The organism is Noviherbaspirillum sp. (assembly GCF_035254865.1).
In the GTDB taxonomy this organism is placed as follows: domain Bacteria; phylum Pseudomonadota; class Gammaproteobacteria; order Burkholderiales; family Burkholderiaceae_D; genus Noviherbaspirillum.
This window is the reverse complement of record NZ_DATFAF010000025.1, coordinates 47,056-63,663: the sequence shown is the minus strand read 5'-3', so window position 1 is coordinate 63,663 and position 16,608 is coordinate 47,056. Positions and strand designations below refer to the sequence as shown.

Annotated in this window: 12 protein-coding genes and 1 riboswitch; of the genes, 8 read left to right on the top strand and 4 right to left on the bottom strand. The window is 63.1% G+C overall.

The window, feature by feature from the left end; translation table 11 throughout:
* The first annotated feature begins 101 nt into the window (after window positions 1-101).
* A complete protein-coding gene (locus VJ651_RS07475) occupies window positions 102-2,084 on the top strand; it encodes a tetratricopeptide repeat protein (protein WP_324106840.1) in 1,983 nt (660 codons plus the stop codon).
* Window positions 2,085-2,210: 126 nt separating this feature from the next.
* The gene (locus tag VJ651_RS07470; protein WP_324106839.1) at window positions 2,211-3,353 is read left to right on the top strand and encodes a class I SAM-dependent methyltransferase; all 1,143 of its coding nucleotides are present in this window, start codon (window positions 2,211-2,213) and stop codon (window positions 3,351-3,353) included.
* A 102-nt stretch (window positions 3,354-3,455) separates the two neighbouring features.
* Here the strand turns inward: VJ651_RS07470 and VJ651_RS07465 are convergent, their stop codons facing one another.
* Window positions 3,456-3,776: a hypothetical protein gene (locus tag VJ651_RS07465; RefSeq protein WP_136419707.1), complete on the bottom strand. Its 321-nt coding sequence runs from the start codon at window positions 3,774-3,776 to the stop codon at window positions 3,456-3,458.
* A 264-nt stretch (window positions 3,777-4,040) separates the two neighbouring features.
* Here VJ651_RS07465 and VJ651_RS07460 point away from each other — a divergent pair, with 264 nt between their 5' ends.
* From VJ651_RS07460 to VJ651_RS07450, 3 genes are all read left to right on the top strand, one after another.
* The gene (locus VJ651_RS07460) at window positions 4,041-5,189 is read left to right on the top strand and encodes a GGDEF domain-containing protein (protein WP_324106838.1); all 1,149 of its coding nucleotides are present in this window, start codon (window positions 4,041-4,043) and stop codon (window positions 5,187-5,189) included.
* A gap of 245 nt (window positions 5,190-5,434) precedes the next feature.
* On the top strand, window positions 5,435-6,547 hold the full coding sequence (locus VJ651_RS07455) for a 6-bladed beta-propeller (RefSeq protein ID WP_324106837.1): 1,113 nt from the start codon (window positions 5,435-5,437) through the stop codon (window positions 6,545-6,547).
* An 18-nt stretch (window positions 6,548-6,565) separates the two neighbouring features.
* Window positions 6,566-7,474 carry a cytochrome c3 family protein gene (locus VJ651_RS07450; protein WP_324106836.1) on the top strand — a complete coding sequence of 303 codons (909 nt, stop codon included), beginning with the start codon at window positions 6,566-6,568 and terminating at the stop codon, window positions 7,472-7,474.
* A 21-nt stretch (window positions 7,475-7,495) separates the two neighbouring features.
* Here the strand turns inward: VJ651_RS07450 and VJ651_RS07445 are convergent, their stop codons facing one another.
* From VJ651_RS07445 to nhaR, 3 genes are all read right to left on the bottom strand, one after another.
* Complete coding sequence (locus VJ651_RS07445) at window positions 7,496-10,174, bottom strand: bifunctional acetate--CoA ligase family protein/GNAT family N-acetyltransferase (RefSeq protein WP_324106835.1); 2,679 nt, start codon at window positions 10,172-10,174, stop codon at window positions 7,496-7,498.
* Between the two features lie 134 nt (window positions 10,175-10,308).
* A complete protein-coding gene (locus VJ651_RS07440; protein WP_324106834.1) occupies window positions 10,309-11,235 on the bottom strand; it encodes a histone deacetylase family protein in 927 nt (308 codons plus the stop codon).
* Between the two features lie 150 nt (window positions 11,236-11,385).
* Complete coding sequence (gene nhaR, locus VJ651_RS07435; RefSeq protein ID WP_324106833.1) at window positions 11,386-12,288, bottom strand: transcriptional activator NhaR; 903 nt, start codon at window positions 12,286-12,288, stop codon at window positions 11,386-11,388.
* Window positions 12,289-12,412: 124 nt separating this feature from the next.
* Here nhaR and VJ651_RS07430 point away from each other — a divergent pair, with 124 nt between their 5' ends.
* The 3 genes from VJ651_RS07430 (at window position 12,413) to VJ651_RS07420 (ending at window position 16,489) form a co-directional block, all read left to right on the top strand.
* The gene (locus VJ651_RS07430; protein ID WP_324106832.1) at window positions 12,413-12,706 is read left to right on the top strand and encodes an HPF/RaiA family ribosome-associated protein; all 294 of its coding nucleotides are present in this window, start codon (window positions 12,413-12,415) and stop codon (window positions 12,704-12,706) included.
* A gap of 140 nt (window positions 12,707-12,846) precedes the next feature.
* Window positions 12,847-13,911, top strand: a complete 1,065-nt coding sequence (locus VJ651_RS07425; protein WP_324106831.1) for an AI-2E family transporter — start codon at window positions 12,847-12,849, stop codon at window positions 13,909-13,911.
* Window positions 13,912-14,122: 211 nt separating this feature from the next.
* Window positions 14,123-14,233, top strand: a riboswitch (cyclic di-GMP riboswitch).
* Window positions 14,234-14,287: 54 nt separating this feature from the next.
* Window positions 14,288-16,489: a S8 family peptidase gene (locus VJ651_RS07420; RefSeq protein WP_324106830.1), complete on the top strand. Its 2,202-nt coding sequence runs from the start codon at window positions 14,288-14,290 to the stop codon at window positions 16,487-16,489.
* Window positions 16,490-16,608: the final 119 nt, after the last annotated feature.

Below are 16,608 nucleotides of genomic sequence, written 5' to 3'. Positions count from 1 at the left end.
TTTCGCGCGGAAAACCTTGATCGAGTTCATGGAATCGCGCCCGGTGCGCCGATAGCATCGCTGCGACTGTCGGTCAGTCGGCCGATTACCAGAGATGATCCATGTATCCAGAACGCGTCGCAAAAGCTCTGCAGCGAGCCAGGGCACACCTCCATGCCGGCAATGCCGAACTGGCACTGCCGGAACTTGAAAAAGCGGTGCAAAAAGCGCCCAAGGGCTTTGAAGCATGGTTCCTGCTCGGGCAGGCCAAGGGCATGCTCGGCGATTACGCCGGTTCCGAAAGCGCACTGAAGAAAGCCGTCCCGCACAATCCCACGCATGGCGACCTCTGGTACAACCTCGGCATCTCCTATTCCGCCCGCGGCGAGTTCGAACAGGCAATGGCGTGCTATCACAAGGCCATCGTCCACTCTTCGCCGCACTTGCATGCGCAGGCCACGCACAACTTCGGTTCCTGCCTGATCTCGCTCGAACAATACGACGAGGCCGCCGAAGTGCTGGCTGCGCTGGTGCGCCGCCACGAGACGGCCGATGTGCAGGCACTGCTCGGTATCGCGCGCCAGGGCAGGGCCGACTTCGAGGGCGCCCTTGCCGCTTATGAACGCGCCTTCGCGCTCGGCATGGACAACTACACGCTCAACCTCAACGCGGGCGTGTGCCACTACTCCCTCGGTGATTTCCACAAGTCGGTCCGATACGGCGAGCGCGCGCTGCAGATCAAACCCGACGAAGGGGTTGCAATGTTCAACGCGGCACGCAGCTATCTCGAAATGGGTGACGTCGCGCAGGCCATCCAGCTGTTCGAGAAAAACGCGTCGCAGCCGACCGAGAATGCGCGCCTGTTCGCACTCAATTTCGTCGAGCCGCATGACCCGATGCAAGTCCTGCGCGAGCACATGCAATGGGCGGCACGCATCACGCCGCAGGCGGCCGCGCTGGCGCCGCTCGAAGTGAACCGCAATCCCGATCGTCCGCTGCGCCTGGGGTTCGTTTCGGCCGACTTGCGCGAGCATCCGGTTGCCTTCTTTATCGAAAGCCTGATCGCGCGCATCGATCGCACGCAGTTCCAGCTCCATTTCTATTCCGATGTGCGCACGGCTGACGAAGTCACCACGCGCTTGCGACAACATGCGGACGGCTGGACCGACACCTTCCATCTTTCCGACAACGCGGCTGTCGCCGAACTGGTGCGCAAGGACGGCATCGACATTCTGTTCGACCTCGGTGGCCACACATCCGAACGCGTGCAACTGTTCGGCACTCGCGTCGCACCGGTGCAGGCCAGCTATCTCGGTTATGCGGCGACGACCGGCCTGCCGCACATGGACTACTTCCTCACCGACAAGCTGCTTGATCCGGTGGGCATGACCGAGGCGCATTACACCGAAAAGCTCTGCAGGCTGGGCAATTGTTTCGCGTCCTACCGCCTGCCAGACAGCGCGGTCGAGGTCGCTGACTTGCCAATGACGACGAACGGCTTTCCGACTTTCGCTTCTTTCCACCGCCTCAACAAAGTGAGCGCCACCACGGTCGCGCGCTGGGCGCAGGTGCTGGACGCCGTGCCCAACGCAAAAATGCTGTTCGTCGCCAAGGGCCTTGGCGCGGAGAGCGGACGCGAGCGACTGTTGCAGGCATTTACGGAACATGGTGTGCCGGCATCGCGGCTGGAGTTCCGCGGTCATGTCGCGATGCAAGAGTATCTCGCGTTGCATAATGAGATCGACCTGATTCTCGATTGCTTCCCATGGAACAGCCATACCACGGCGATGCATGCGCTGTGGATGGGCGTGCCCACGTTGACGGTCGCCGGCAGTCATCACGCCGGCCGTTTCGGCGAGCTGATTGCGCGCGGCGCCGGCATGGCAAACCTGATCGCCGCCGATGGCGAGGAGATGGCACATATCGCGGCGCAACTCGTCGGCACGCCGGCGAAATTGCGCACGCTGCGCCAAGGCGCACGCAAGCGGCTTGCGACGTCGGTGCTGTGCGACCATGACTTGCTCGCATCGCGCTTTCAGCAGGCATGCCGCAGCATGTGGCGCAATTTCATCAAGGGCGGCACCGCACATATCGACATCGAATAAGGCAGGATGCCGCCGCGGATGGGTTACACTCGTGGCCGGCGCCGGATCACGGCGCCTTCCCCACACTTCGAGCGACGCTGCCATGCAATTCCCTGATTTTCCGACCACCGCCGACAGGATACGGCGATGAGCGGCCATCCGATCATCCAATGGACAGAGGGCGACGCGCCGCACGCCGCGCGCTGGCGTTCGGAGGCCGGCGTGCCTCCGCCCAAGCGCGTCGTCATTGCCGACGACCGCATGACGGCCGACAACGCTTACCGACTTGCCTGCGAAGGCAGCGGACTGCTTTGGCGCGGTGATTTCCAGAACGCACGCCAATTGTTGCAGGCCCTGGCGCGCCGCATCGAGCGCAAGCCGCGCCGTGCAAAGGCACCGGTGGTCGCCGTCTCTCCTGACCAGGCATTTCACCTGCACCGCAAGGAACAGGCGCAGCGCGCACGCATTCTCGGCATGCTCCTGCTGCCATTCGACGCCGGCCATGTGATTCCGCTGCGCCGCGCGCCCGATGTACAGCAGGCGTGCAGCGAAGCCTGGGGTGCTGCCGATGAAGCCTACGTCGCGTCGCTGCGCGAATTGCTCGGCCTGATCGGCGCGCATGAATGGTACAAGAAGGGCGTCGAGATTCCGGCGCTCGGCGCGCGCATCCATCCCTGCTACGGCGTGTTCTCACCGGTGCGCGGCGAATATGTCGAGCTGGTGGCGCAGGCGCCGTTGCCTTCCACTACGCTGGCATTCGATATCGGCACCGGCACCGGCGTGTTGTCGGCGGTGCTGGCCAAACGCGGCGTGCGGCGTATCGTTGCCACGGATCAGGACGCGCGTGCGCTTGCCTGCGCGCGCGAAAACATCGTGCATCTCGGCTACGGCAAGCAGGTGGAGGTCGTGCAGGCGGATCTGTTTCCGGAAGGGCGTGCGCCGTTGGTGATCTGCAATCCGCCCTGGGTACCGGCACGCCCGAGTTCTCCGATCGAGTACGCGGTGTTCGACCCCGACAGCCGCATGCTGCGCGGCTTTCTCGACGGACTTGCCGCACATCTCGCGCCGGGCGGCGAGGGCTGGCTGATCCTGTCGGATTTTGCCGAGCATCTCGGTTTGCGTTCGCGCGAAGAATTGCTCGGCTACATTGAACGTGCGGGATTGCAGGTCTTGGGAACAATCGATGTGCGCCCGCGTCATCCGAAAGCGATGGATGAAGCGGATCCGCTGCACGCCGCGCGCGCGGCGGAAGTCACTTCGCTATGGCGTCTTGGCGTGCGAGGGAAATAAATTCCGTCAGCAAACTGTATTGCCGAAGCGCGGCAGGACAAAAAGAAAGGGGCGGAAATTTCCGCCCCTTTTTCTTTCCGCGAATCACGCGGTTCACCAGGATTACTTCTTGGCAGCGTCAGCCTTCTCTTCGGCTGCGTCCTTCTTTGCTGCGGCAATCTTCTTCTTCGCCTTGGTGTGTGCCTTGGCTTTCGATTTTTCGGCTTTGGTATCGGCCTTCACGACATCGGCCTTGGCATCGGCAGCTGCCTTCGTCTCTTTCTCTTCCGCCTTGGCATCAGCCTTGGTCGCCTTCTCTTCCGCCTTGGCTTCCTTCTTGGTGGCGCTGGCAGCGGGCTTGGAGGCCGGAGCCGGTGCGCTCGATTGCGCAAATGCGGCGGTAGCAAACAGGCCGGCGATCAGGGTTGCAATCAACGTCTTCATAACACTCCTCGATGGTTGAACTAAAAGTTTTACTACACTCATCAAAACGAAGTCGATGCAGAACGAGTTGACCCTGAGTTGTAAGGAATTGTTAGCACCGCGAGAACATTTCCGGTATCGATGCTGTGTGCGCCCAGCAATGCAATGCGTTGTGGAAATCATCGAGCGATTCCTCCAGACAGATTTCTCACGCGACGGCGCACATCTGCTTATACTCATGCATGCGCGCAGTCGCGTGTGCTTCCCGCTTGAACTCCATTCCTTATGTCGACGACATTCAACACCCTCCTGGCCGGGGCCCTGTTTTGTGTGCTGATGTTGCTCGTGCTCGGCTCCTTGATCCGTAGTGGAATACCCGGAATCAAGGAGTGGTGCCTGGCCAACGTCCTGGCAGGCACCGCTCTTCTGATGCACGCATTTGCCGACGCGCTGCCGCCTGGCGCCGCCATCGCGGCGCCGGCACTGCATGCTGTCGGCGTGCTCATGGTGTTTGCGGGATTCCGGCACTTTCTCGGCCGCAGGATGCACTGGTTCGCCGCGAGTGCCGGAGCGGGCCTGCTGGTCGCGGCGCTTGCCGTACTCCATGATTTGCCGGATGTCTCCGCATGGCGCAGCGCTGCGCTCGGCCTGTTCGAAGCATCTCTTTCACTGGCGATTGTGTTCACGCTATTGCGCGCACGCAAATCCGTGCGTTGGCGCTTTCCTTACCTCTTCAGCGCGTCGGCGGCGTCGCTTGTTGCGCTGGGAAATGTTCCGCGCATTGTGCAAGCTTTGTTCGACGCCGGCGAAATGCCGCGCGCAGCCTGGGATGGCTTCTTCCTCGCCATGGATGCATTCATCCTGCCGGTGCTGAGTTTCGGCGCGGTGATGATGGTGCATGCAAGAATGATGGCGCAGGCCGAACAGGCCGCCAATCGCGATTCCCTCACCGGCGCCTGGTCGCGCGGCGCCTTCCTTGAACTGGTGGATCGCGAGCTGTCGCGCGCCAGGCGAACGCGCCATGCCTTGTCCTTGTTGTTGATCGATATCGATCATTTCAAGCACATCAATGATAGCTACGGTCATGCCGGCGGTGATCAGGTACTGATCGACGTCGCCTTGCGCGCGGAAGCGGTGCTGCGCGAAATCGATTATTTCGCGCGTATCGGCGGCGGAGAGTTCGCGGTCCTGCTGCCGGAAACCGATCGTTATGCCGCGCAGGCCGCAGCCGAGCGTCTGCGCCTGGCGCTCGATACGAAACCGGCAGGCGACCGGGACATGGGAACGCGAAGTGCTGTTCCCTACACCGTGAGCATCGGTGTCGCGAGCCTGCGCGATGCCGACTCGCACAGCGACCTGATGCGGCGCGCCGATGCCGCGTTGTACACGGCGAAGGCCATCGGGCGCAACCGGGTCGTGTCCGAGTCCGACTGACCAAGGCTGATTGAATGCCGGTGCGCACACGCGCCGCGCAGATCGCTTCGCCAGAAAATCAGGATTCGTTATCCGCGATCAAGTTGTTGTATTTACAGCGGCATTCGCCCTCCATTAGTATCCGCGTTGCTCCTGTGGTCATGTATCGCAGGAAAGAAGCATGACCGAGCGATACGGATTCCGTTGCGCAGCTTGCGCCGTCAACCATCGCGATTCGATTCTTAATTTGGGAGTTTCGCTTTGCCATGGCGACGGACCTGCGTCTTCTGCGTTTCCTGCGCGCTCCGCGATTTTTCGTGCTTGCGTGCACTGTGCTGCTCGCTGCGTGCGCGGTAACGCCGGAGCAGGCCGCCAAGCCTGCGAAGCGCGCATTGTGGCCGCAACCGCCGGACCGTCCGCGCTTTGTCTACGAGACGGTGCTGCGCTCCGCCGCCGACATCCGCGTGCCGCAGAAGGGCACGGAAAAGCTGATGACCGAGCTGACCGGCCTCCAGTCAACGGCGGACACACCGGTGTTCGAAAAGCCGGCGGCAGTGGCGGCGCGCAACGGCAATATTTTTGTGGCCGACACCCGCACCAGGTCGATCGTCGTCTTCGATGTCCCGCGGCGCAAGGTCTTTCGTTTCGGCCTGCGCCAGCCGGGCACGCTGCAGCAACCCGCGGGATTGGCGCTCGATGCGGAGATGAATGTCTATGTAGCCGACAGCAAGCGGCGACAAGTGATCGTGTATGACCAGCTCGGCCTGTTCCAGCGCGCCATCGGCGGGCCGGCCGACCTGGAGCGGCCGACCGGCGTGGCGGTCAGTCCCGACGGCGAACGGATCTATGCGATCGACCGCTCCGACAACGAGAGCGACCGGCATTGCGTGGTGGTGTACGACAAGGAAGGCACGAAGCTGAAGGTGATCGGCACGCGCGGCCGCGGCGACGGCCAGTTCAATGTGCCGCTGCAGGGCGCGGTCGCTCCGGACGGCACCTTGTATGTGCTGGATTCGGGAAATTTCCGGGTGCAGGCATTCGACCGCGACGGCAAGTTCCTGCGCGCTTTCGGCAGCCCGGGTGTCAATCCGGGCAACCTGGCGCGTCCGCGCGGCATTGCCGTCGATGATGACGGCAATATCTACGTAAGCGACGCCAGCTTCAACAATTTTCAGATCTTCAGTCCGGACGGGCAATTGCTGCTGACGGTGGGCGAGGCCAGCCGCGACAGTCGTCCCGGGCAGTACGGCCTGCTGAGCGGTATCTCGGTCGACGAGACCGGGCGGGTATATGTGGTGGACCAGTTGTTCAACAAAGTGGAAGTCATTCGCCGCTTGAGCGAGGCCGAGGGCAACAAGATCCTGCAGGCGGCGAAATAATACGGACATCGGAGACAAATGACACTGCGAAAAATCATTGTTGCATTCCTGCTGCTCGGAAGCGTCTTCGGCCTTGCCTACGGAGCCGGCGACCTGACGACCAAGTTCAGCAACCGGGGCAGCATCAGCAATACGCGGCACAACCTGACGCAGCGGCAGGTTGCGGGCGGGCCGAGCGGCGCGATGATGGACAACTACCGCAACGACTACCAGGAGATCTGCGTCTATTGCCACACGCCTCACGGCGCCAACACGACGACCAACCTGCCGTTGTGGAACCGCACCATGAAGGTGACAACCTATACCACCTACAATCAGCTCGGCACGCAGACGCTGCAGGGTGAGGTTTCCCAGCCGGGCAACAATTCGCTGGCTTGCCTGTCATGCCATGATGGCCAGACCGCAGTCGATTCCATCATCAACATGCCTGGCTCGGGTCGCTATTTGAAATCGCAGGAAACCACGCAGAACGATTCCTTTCTCAACACCTGGGTCAATCCGCGCGGGCAGAATGCGTCGGTGCACTTGCGCCTGACACAGGGCGAATGCCTGGCCTGCCATTCGACGGGTGCCGGCTTCCTCGGCGCGGGCGCGACCGACTTCACGGTCGCCGCCATCGGCACCGATCTGAGGAACGACCATCCGGTGGGCGTCACCTTCCCATCCAAAAACGGGCCTGGCACCGACTTCAATGCACCCAGCGGTTCGCAGGGTGCGGCGCGCTTCTTTGACACCAATAACAGCGGCAGCATGGACAGCGGCGACATCCGCCTGTATGTGACCAATGGCAAGGTGCAGGTGGAATGCGCATCCTGCCACGATCCGCACGGCGTTCCCTCGGCAGGTCGCGACAGCGACTTCAATCCGACTTTCCTGCGCGTCTCGAATGCAGGCAGCAAGCTCTGCATGACCTGCCATGCGAAGTAATCGCCGGCAGGTCAATACCTGCTAAAGCACCCGCACGCACAAGCGGAAATCCGGATCTTCTTCGTATTTCCTGATCTCGAAGTCGAGGCTGCGCATCAGCTTGAGCATCGGTGCGTTATTGGTCAGCACCAGTCCCTCGACCTGCGACAAGCCCTTGCTGCGCGCCACATCCATGATGGAAAGCATCAGGCGCGATCCCACGCCCTTGCCATTGAAGTCGTCGGAGACCGCCAGTGAAAATTCGCAGGTGGTCAGGTCCGGGTTGGTGACATAGCGCGACACGCCGATGATGCGCTCGGTTTCGGTGAAGCCGCCATCGGCGGCCGGCGTGCGTTCGCGCAGGATTGCCACCAGCGCCATTTCGCGGTCGTAATCGATCAGCGTGAAGCGCGCCAGCATCTTCAGCGACAGTTCGCGCATGGTCGAGACGAAACGGAAATAGCGGCTTTCCGGCGACATGCGGCGCACGAAATCCTGCAGCATCTGCGCGTCGTCGGGATGGACCGGCCGCACCGTGTAATGTCCGCCGCCGCGCAGCGGCCATTCCTGCTCCTGCGACGACGGATACGGCAGGATCGCGAGATGGTTGTAGTTGTCAGTGCCGGCCGGAGCATGATCGATCACGATGCGCGCGTCGACCACCAGCGCGCCGGCTTCGTCCACGATTACCGGATTGATGTCCATTTCACGCAGTTGCGGCAGCGCGCACACCATCTCCGATACGCGCAGCAGAATCTGCTCCAGCGCCTCGCGGTCGGCCGGCGGCGCGCCGCGCCAGTTGCCCAGCGTCTCGGCCGAGCGCGCACGGTCGATCAGGCGCTGCGCGAGAAACTGGTTGAGCGGCGGCAGTTCGATCGCGCGGTCGGCGATCAGTTCGATCATGGTGCCGCCGGCGCCGAACGAGATCACCGGGCCGAAAGGCTCGTCGGTGCTGACGCCGATATACAGTTCGCGGCCGAGCGGCTTGCCCGACATGTTCTGGATCGTCACGCCATTGATGCGCGCATCCGGCCGCAAGCGGCTGACGGTGGCCATCATGTCATGCCAGGTGTCGCGCACCGATGCCGCGTTGTGCAGGTTGAGCGCCACGCCCTGCACATCGGATTTGTGCGCGATGTCGGGCGAGTCGATCTTGAGCGCGACCGGATAGCCGAGCTGGTTGGCGACCAGGATCGCCTCGCTCGCCGAGCGCGCCAGTATCGTTTTCGTGATCGGGATGTGGAAGGCCGACAGCAGCGCCTTCGATTCCATCTCGGTCAGCACCCGGCGCCGTTCGGCCAGCACGCTTTCCACCAGAATGCGTGCGCCTTCCAGGTCCGGCTTGGCCAGCGCGGACAAGGGCGGCGGGGTCTGATGCAGCAGCTGCTGGTTGCGATGGAAGGACGCGATGTTGTTGAAGGCATCGACCGCCGCTTCCGGTGTGCGGTAAGTTGGTATGGCGGCGGCCGTCAGGACCTTGCGCGCGTCGACCGCGCGTTCGTCGCCCATCCAGCAGGTAACGAGCGGCTTGCCGACGGACGGATGCAGATCGGCCAGCGCCTGCGCCACGGCGGTGGTATCGAGTCCCGGCTTGGGCGACAGGATCACCAGGATGCCGTCGATGCCATTGCTCGCTGCGCAAGCCGTGATGGCTGCGCGGTAATGCGCGGCATCGGCGTCTTCGGCCAGGTCGATCAGGGATTGCAGGCAGGCCAGCGGCGATAGTTGCGGCGCCAGCTCGGTCGCGGCTTGCGGCGGCAGCGCGGCCAGTTCCAGGCCCAGCTCGTTGGCCCAGTCCGCTGCCAGCACGCCGGGTCCGCCGCCGTTGGTGATGATGGCGATGCGTTTGCCGACCGGCAGATTGCGCCCCGACAGTCCCTTGGCAGCGGAGAACAGTTGCACGAAGGTGCGCACCCGCACCGCGCCGGCGCGTTGCAGCGCGGCGTCGAATACGTCGTCACTGCCGACGATGGCGCCGGAATGGGTGAGCGCCGCTTTCTCGCCGGCCGGTTTGCGCCCGGCCTTCAGCACGATCACCGGCTTGGCGTTGGCGGCGGCACGCAGCGCGCTCATGAAGCGCCGCGCGTTGCGAATGCCTTCCAAGTAGACCACGATGCTTTGCGTCGAACGGTCCTCCGCCAGGAAGTCGAGCACTTGCGCCACATCGACGGCGGTATTGGCGCCGAGCGAGACCACCGAAGAAAAACCGACGCCGTTCTTGACGGCCCAGTCGAGGATCGACGACGTCAGCGCGCCGGATTGCGAGACCAGCGCCAGCGAGCCGGGCCGTGCGAGCGAGCCGAGCGCACTCGCGTTCAGGCCGAGGTGCGGGCGCTGGAAACCCATGCAATTGGGGCCGAGCAGATGGATGCCGTGCTGCCTGGCGATCGCCTGCAATTCGGCGGCCAGCTTGGCATCGACGCCGCTGGAAATGATCAGTGCGGTCTTGCTCTGGATGCGGGCCGCGACTTCGAGCGCGGCGGTCAGTTGCTCGGATGGCAGGGCGATGATGGCGAGGTCGGACCGCGATTGCGCGAGGTCGCTCAGCGTGCCGGTCATGCCGATGTCGAGGAAGGTGACGGGGGCCTTGTAGCTGCCGTCGCGCAGTTGTTCGGTGATCAGGCGGCCGGGGCCGGTTTGCGTTTCCGGGGCGCTGATGTCGCCGGCGAAGACGACGATCGAGCCTGGGGAGAAGAGGGGGGTGAGGTAATGCTTGTCCATGTTTTGCTAATCGTCATATAGGGTTATTGTTCAGTATCGCAGGTTCTGTTGTCTGCTGTTTGTCTCTTCGGCAGCCCAAAGCGGAGGGGCATCCAGGCGCGATCTGCCCCGGGCTGATCTGAAATGCCAATTCTTTAATCTGCTCCAATCAAGACTTTCACATGCGCGACGACGCTGCGTGCGAGGGCAGGCAATGCATAGCCGCCTTCCAGGCAGGACACGACGCGTCCCTTGGCGTGGCGGGCCGCGACTTGCATCACTTGCCGTGTGACCCATGCGTAGTCCGCCTCGACCAGCCTCAGATTGCTGATGTCGTCTTCGAGATGGCCGTCAAAGCCTGCCGAAATGAACAGCAATTCGGGCTGGAATGCGTCGAGCGCGGGGATCCAGCTGGATTCGACCGCTGCGCGAAACGCGGTGCCGCCCGAATGCGGCGGCAACCCGACATTGACCATGTTCTGGCCCATGGGTTCGCGGCCGGAAAACGGATAAAGGTTCTCTTCGTAGGTGGAGCACATGAGTACGCGCGGATCGTCATGCAGGATGTCTTCGCTGCCATTGCCATGATGGACGTCGAAGTCGATCAGCGCGACGCGCTTGATGCGGTGTGCGTCCAGCGCATGGCGGATGCCGACAGCGATGTTGTTGAAAAAGCAGAAGCCGCCGGCGGAGTCGCGTTCCGCATGATGTCCGGGAGGCCGGATGTTGCAAAACGCGACCGGCGCGGCGCCGCGCAGCACGAGGTCGGTTGCCTTCACCATCGCGCCGGCCGCACGCAATGCCGCGCGGTAGGAATGCGGATTCATCCAGGTGTCGGGATCGACCTGTTCGTAAGCTTCGCGCGGTGACTTGGCCGCCAGTTCGCGCACATGCGCCATGGTGTGGGCGCGCGCGAGTTGCTCCGCCGTTGCCAGCGGCGCCTCATGCAGCTGCATGAAGTCCAGCACGCCTTCGGCCAGCAACTGTTTGCGAATGGTTTCGATGCGCTCCGGGCATTCCGGATGAAATGCGCCCATCTCATGCTGGCTGCAGTCGTTGTGCGAAATGTAAGCGGGTAGCATGCAGGTCCGGCCTCGAAGGGCAAGCTGCGCCGGCTTGTTCGCACGGCGCACGGTAATGAGGGAAATGACACTGAACCCTGCAACAGTGCGCCAAGAGCGCGTTGATTTCCTTGTCCCAGATCAAGATTCCAGACAGCACCGTATGGTGTGTCAGATCGATGCCACGCGCTTCTGTGCCGCGGTGCTGATGGCAAGTACGGCCGGATGGGAAAGACGCCGTTCCACCGAGATCGCATAGAACTGTTCGGTGAGGGCGTCGGTGCGGCCGATTTCCTGCACGCCGTATTGTTTTTTCACTTGCGCGGCGACCGCCGTGGGTGCTGCGAAGATGCCAACGCCGGCTTCGCCGAACTCCTTGAGCAGCGCGCCGTCGTCGAACTCACCGACGATGCGCGGCCGGATGCGCTCCTTGTCGAACCATCGCAGCAGGCGCGGGCGCAGCGCCGCATCCTCGCCCGGCAGCAGGAAGGGGGCGCCGTCGAGGCTGTGCGGAAATGCCTTCCTGTAGCGTCTGGCCAATGCGGGCGCGGCAAAGAAGGCCACGCCGCATTCGCCCAGCAAATGACTGAAGCCGCGCACATTGCTATTGGACGGCAGCGGACCATCGGCCAGCACGATATCCAGTCCGCGGATCGCCAGCCCGGCCAGCAGCGTGTCGAGCTTGCCTTCGCGGCAAACGATGCGCAGGGTCTCCGGCAGGTTCAGGGCGGGTTCGAGCAGCAGGCGTACGATCGATTTCTGCAGCGAATCGACCACGCCGACGGTGAACTGCAAGGGGCGGCCGCCGGAACGATTGCGCAGCATGTCCTCCAGTTCCTCGCCCAGCGTAAAGATTTCATCCGCATAACTGAACACCATGCGGCCGGTATCGTTGAGTTCCAGCCGCCGTCCGACGCGGTCGAACAAGGTGGTGGCCAGCGCTTCTTCCAGCATGCCGATCTGGCCGCTGATGGTCTGCGGCGTCAGGTGCAGCTGCTCGCCGGCGCGGCCGATGCCGCCGCACTTGGCGACGACCCAGAAGTAATGCAGATGTTTGTAATTGATCGTACTCACGATGATTCGAATTTTTCGAACTGAAACGACATGATATTCGAATTTTAAACAGGCTTCCGGTGGACTAGATTGAATGCAAGGCCGGCAGCAAACGGCCGATTCACCCAACACGAAGGAGTCTGTCATGAAAGTCGATGTCCGCGCCCAAGGATTTGAACTGACCAACGCGCTTGCCGAGCATGCCCAGCGCCGGCTGCATTTTGCGCTGAAGCACGCGGCCGGCCAGGTGCAGCAGGTGACGGTGCGACTGGCCGACATCAACGGTCCGCGTGGCGGTATCGACAAGCGCTGCACCGTGCACCTCGTGCTGAATGGCATGCCCGATATCGTTGCCGAAGATACCGAAGCCGACATGTACATCGCGATCAACCGTGCGGTCGATCGGGTCGGGCGCACGGCGCTGCGTCGCATGCATTAGCAGCAATGCCTCCCCGAAAGGGGAGGCTGGTCGCGCAGCATTGCATGGATCAAGAAGTCTGCGAAAAGTCGAGATGCCATCGCGCCTTCGGCGTGATAATGACCTGAAAGGGAACGAGAACAGAACAAGCACACGCGATCATGATCGAACGCGATCCATCCGCCACCACACGCACGGTCCTGCTCTGGCTGTCGTTGGGCGGCCTGTCCGTACTCGGTTTCCTGGTGATGCAATGGTTCATTGCGCCGGTGGTGTGGGCGCTGATCCTCGCTTATGTCACCTGGCCTTTGTATGCGCGGCTGCGTCATGCATTGCACGATAACGCGATCGGCAGCGCGCTGCTGATGAGCCTGCTGCTGACGACTTCCTTCGTGCTGCCGCTGCTGTGGCTGATCAGCCTGATGCAAACCGAATTCATTTCCGCTGCGCAGGGCATCTCCAGCTATCTGAATCAGGGACCGCGCCGCCTGCCGGAGGCCGTGCTGGAGGTTCCCTGGCTGGGCGAACGCCTACAGCAGATCTTCAACCGCATCGCCGGCGACCCTTACGCACTGCGCACCGAAGCGCTCGATCTGGCGCAGCGCTGGTTCGGCGAACTGACCGAGCTGATCGGCGGCGTCGGACGCAATGCGGCCAGGCTGGCCTTCGCCTTGCTCACCGTGGTATTCGTCTATCGCGACGGCGACGTCCTGCTCAGCCAAGTGCGCGCGGCGATGCGTCGCTTTATCGGGACGCGCGCCGACGCTTATCTGTTTGCCATCGGCAGCACCACCAAGGCAGTGCTGTACGGATTGGTGCTGACCGCACTGGCGCAGGGCATCCTGGCCGGCATCGGTTACTGGGCCGCCGGCATTCGCGCGCCGGCGCTGCTGGGCGCGCTCACGGCGCTGGTGGCCTTGCTGCCTTTCGGCACGCCCCTGGTCTGGGGTTCGCTCGGCGTGTGGCTGCTGCTGTCGGGCCATACCTGGGCGGGTATCGGCCTGCTGCTGTGGGGTTCGCTGGTGGTGAGCTGGGTCGACAACCTGATCCGTCCGCTGGTGATCAGCAGCGCCTCGCACATCCCGTTCCTGCTGGTGCTGTTCGGCGTCATTGGTGGCTTCACCGCCTTCGGCCTGGTCGGCATGTTCGTCGGACCTGTGATCATCGCCGTGCTGATGGCGGTGTGGCGCGAATGGCTGGAAGGCCAGGCCGACTTGGCCGATTGACAAGGGCCGGCACGCCGCGGCTTTCCTCTTTTGAATTCCAGTTCGACATCTTGTTGTCGCGCAGCGACTCCACGTAGCGGGATTGGCGCGCGATTCATTTGCATTTCCAGAATTACGATGCACAATGGAAATATGCACATGTGATTCAAACCACGACGGCATCGTAAGAACCTGTTCGGTATGTTTTTGGCTTGCCCAAAACATACCGAACAGGTACTAAGGGCAAACCCGCTGAAAGGCGGGGACGCAAAGCTTCCGGACTTCGCGCGTGATCAGACAGTAAATATGCTGTCGATTGCCGCAAGCTAGCGGGGCCGCCGTAGCTGGCGCAGCGTCGCCCTTTTTCCGACAAGCAGAAACCGGAGAAAGGCGACATATGTTCACCTCCAACTTCTTTTCCCCCGGTGTCACCGCGCTGGCGCTTGCCGCAGCCTTCACCGCATCGGTGCGTGCGGAGGACTTGGTCGCCGTCGATATCGAGCGCAGCAACTCCGTCTCGATCCTGTCTCGCATCAAGGCCGATTATGCGCACCTGCTCGGCGTCACCGGCAGCGGTGTCACGATCGCCGTGCTGGATACCGGCATCAGCAATCATCGTGAATTCGCCGGGGCGGGCAAGCTCATCGCCGGCTACAACGCGCTCGACGGCGGCGGCGACATCGTCGACCGTGACGGGCATGGGACGCATGTGGCCGGCATTCTGGCCGCGCGGCGCGACGGTTATGGCGTATATGGCGTCGCTTACGACGCGCGCCTGCTGCCGATCAAGGTGTTCCGGGATGACGGCACCGGCTCCACGACGGCGCTCGATCGCGGTTTGCGCCATGCAATCGGCAAGGCCGCGATCGTCAACATGAGCGTGGGCGCGGGTGGCAGCTACGATCCGCAAGCGATGCAGGAAGCGGTGCGATCCGGCCTGCTGATGGTGGTGGCGGCCGGCAACCACGGGATGCGCAATCCGGACTGGCCGGCGCGCTTCGCCAGGGAAAGCTGGGCCAACAGCCAGATCATCGCGGTCGGCGCCGTCGATGCGACTAATCGCATCGCGTCCTATTCCAACCGCGCCGGCGATACCGCGCCCTGGTTCCTGGTCGCGCCCGGCTCGGCCATCGTATCGGCCTATCTCGACGGCCAGTATGCATACATGTCGGGCACGTCGATGGCAACGCCCATGGTCAGCGGCGCGGCCGCGCTGGTGAAGCAGATGTGGCCGTCCTTGAGCGCGGACCAGATTGCGACCATCCTGTTCGTGACCGCAACCGACCTGGGCGCGCCCGGCATCGACCCGGTCTACGGACGCGGGCTGTTGAATATCGAGCGCGCCTTGCAGCCGATCGGCGAGGTCACCACCACCACGCTCAACGGCAAGCGCATTAACGTGCTGAGCGGATCGGTGCAGCCTTCGCCGGCGACCAGCATGCTGTGGAACCTGGCCGCCGCCGGCCAGTTGCGCGTGTTCGGCGTGGACGATTTTCAGCGCGACTTCCAGGTTGACATGGGGGCGGCGGTGGTGCGGCCGACGCCACTGTCGCTGGAACAGGCATTCGACAGCATGGACCGCCGGATGGAAGTGGTGGAGCGATTGCTCGACGGCGGCGGCAGGTTCTCGGTTGCCTACGGGCGGACCTTGCGTGCGTCGGGATCGGAGCACGGATTCGAACTGGCACAAGCCCGGATTGTCTCCTTTTCCTACTCGTCTGCGCAGGGCCGCGGCACCGAGGCCGCATTCGGCGTCGGCGGACTGGCCGGCAGTTATTTCGGTGCGGGCGGACTGCGCCTGGCGGAGGGCGCGTCGCTGGAACAGGTGGGTGCGCTGTCCAATCCCTACTTCACGCTGGTGCCCGATGCCTCGCACGCGGCGCTCGCGCAGCAGGTCGGCGAAGTGAAGCTGAAGTTCGGCGTGCTGAGCGCCGGCCTGAACCGCCTGCTGGCATCGCAGGACGGCATTGCGCTGCCGTCATCGGCGGTCCCGGTGCATGCGAGTTCCGCCCTGTTCGAAGTGTCGCGCAGTTTCGGCCGCGCGGCATTGTCGGTGTCGATGTCGCAGACCAATGAAGCCAACGCCTATCTCGGCGCCTATTCGAGCAGCGCTATGTCCTTCGGCGCAGGCACGTCGACCGGTGCGGTGCAGTTGGCCGGCGCGCTGCTGCTGGCGCCCAAGGTGACGCTCGCCGGGCAGGCCTCGTACGGCGTGACGCCCGGCATGACGGCGACCGACAGCCTGGTCACCGAAATCACGCGTGCCAGGACCAATGCCTTTTCAGTCGCACTGGTGGCCGCAGACCGCATCAAGCAAGGCGATCGCATGAGCTTGTCCTTATCGCAACCGATGCGAGCCTATTCGGGCAGAATCGTGATGGACATGCTGTCCGGTCAGGGCGGCAGTTCCTCGCGCGAACGGCTGATTTTTTCCATGGTGCCGCTGGGACGCGAGATGCGCGCCGAAATCAATTACCTGGCGCCGGTCGGCCGGCGCGGTACCGTGGGCGTGTCGCTGACCGTGCGGCGCGATCCGAACAACATGATCGACGTGGCGGCGGAAAAGCTGTTGGCGGTGCGCTACGCAAGCGCCTTCTGAACAATTGAATCGCATCGGCTCGCACTGGACGCGCCGCGTGCTGAAGACTAAGCTGTAAGAGGAAGCCTGCCATTTCTGTTAACACCGTTGCGGCCCGGCCGCGCGGAACGGCTGGAAAG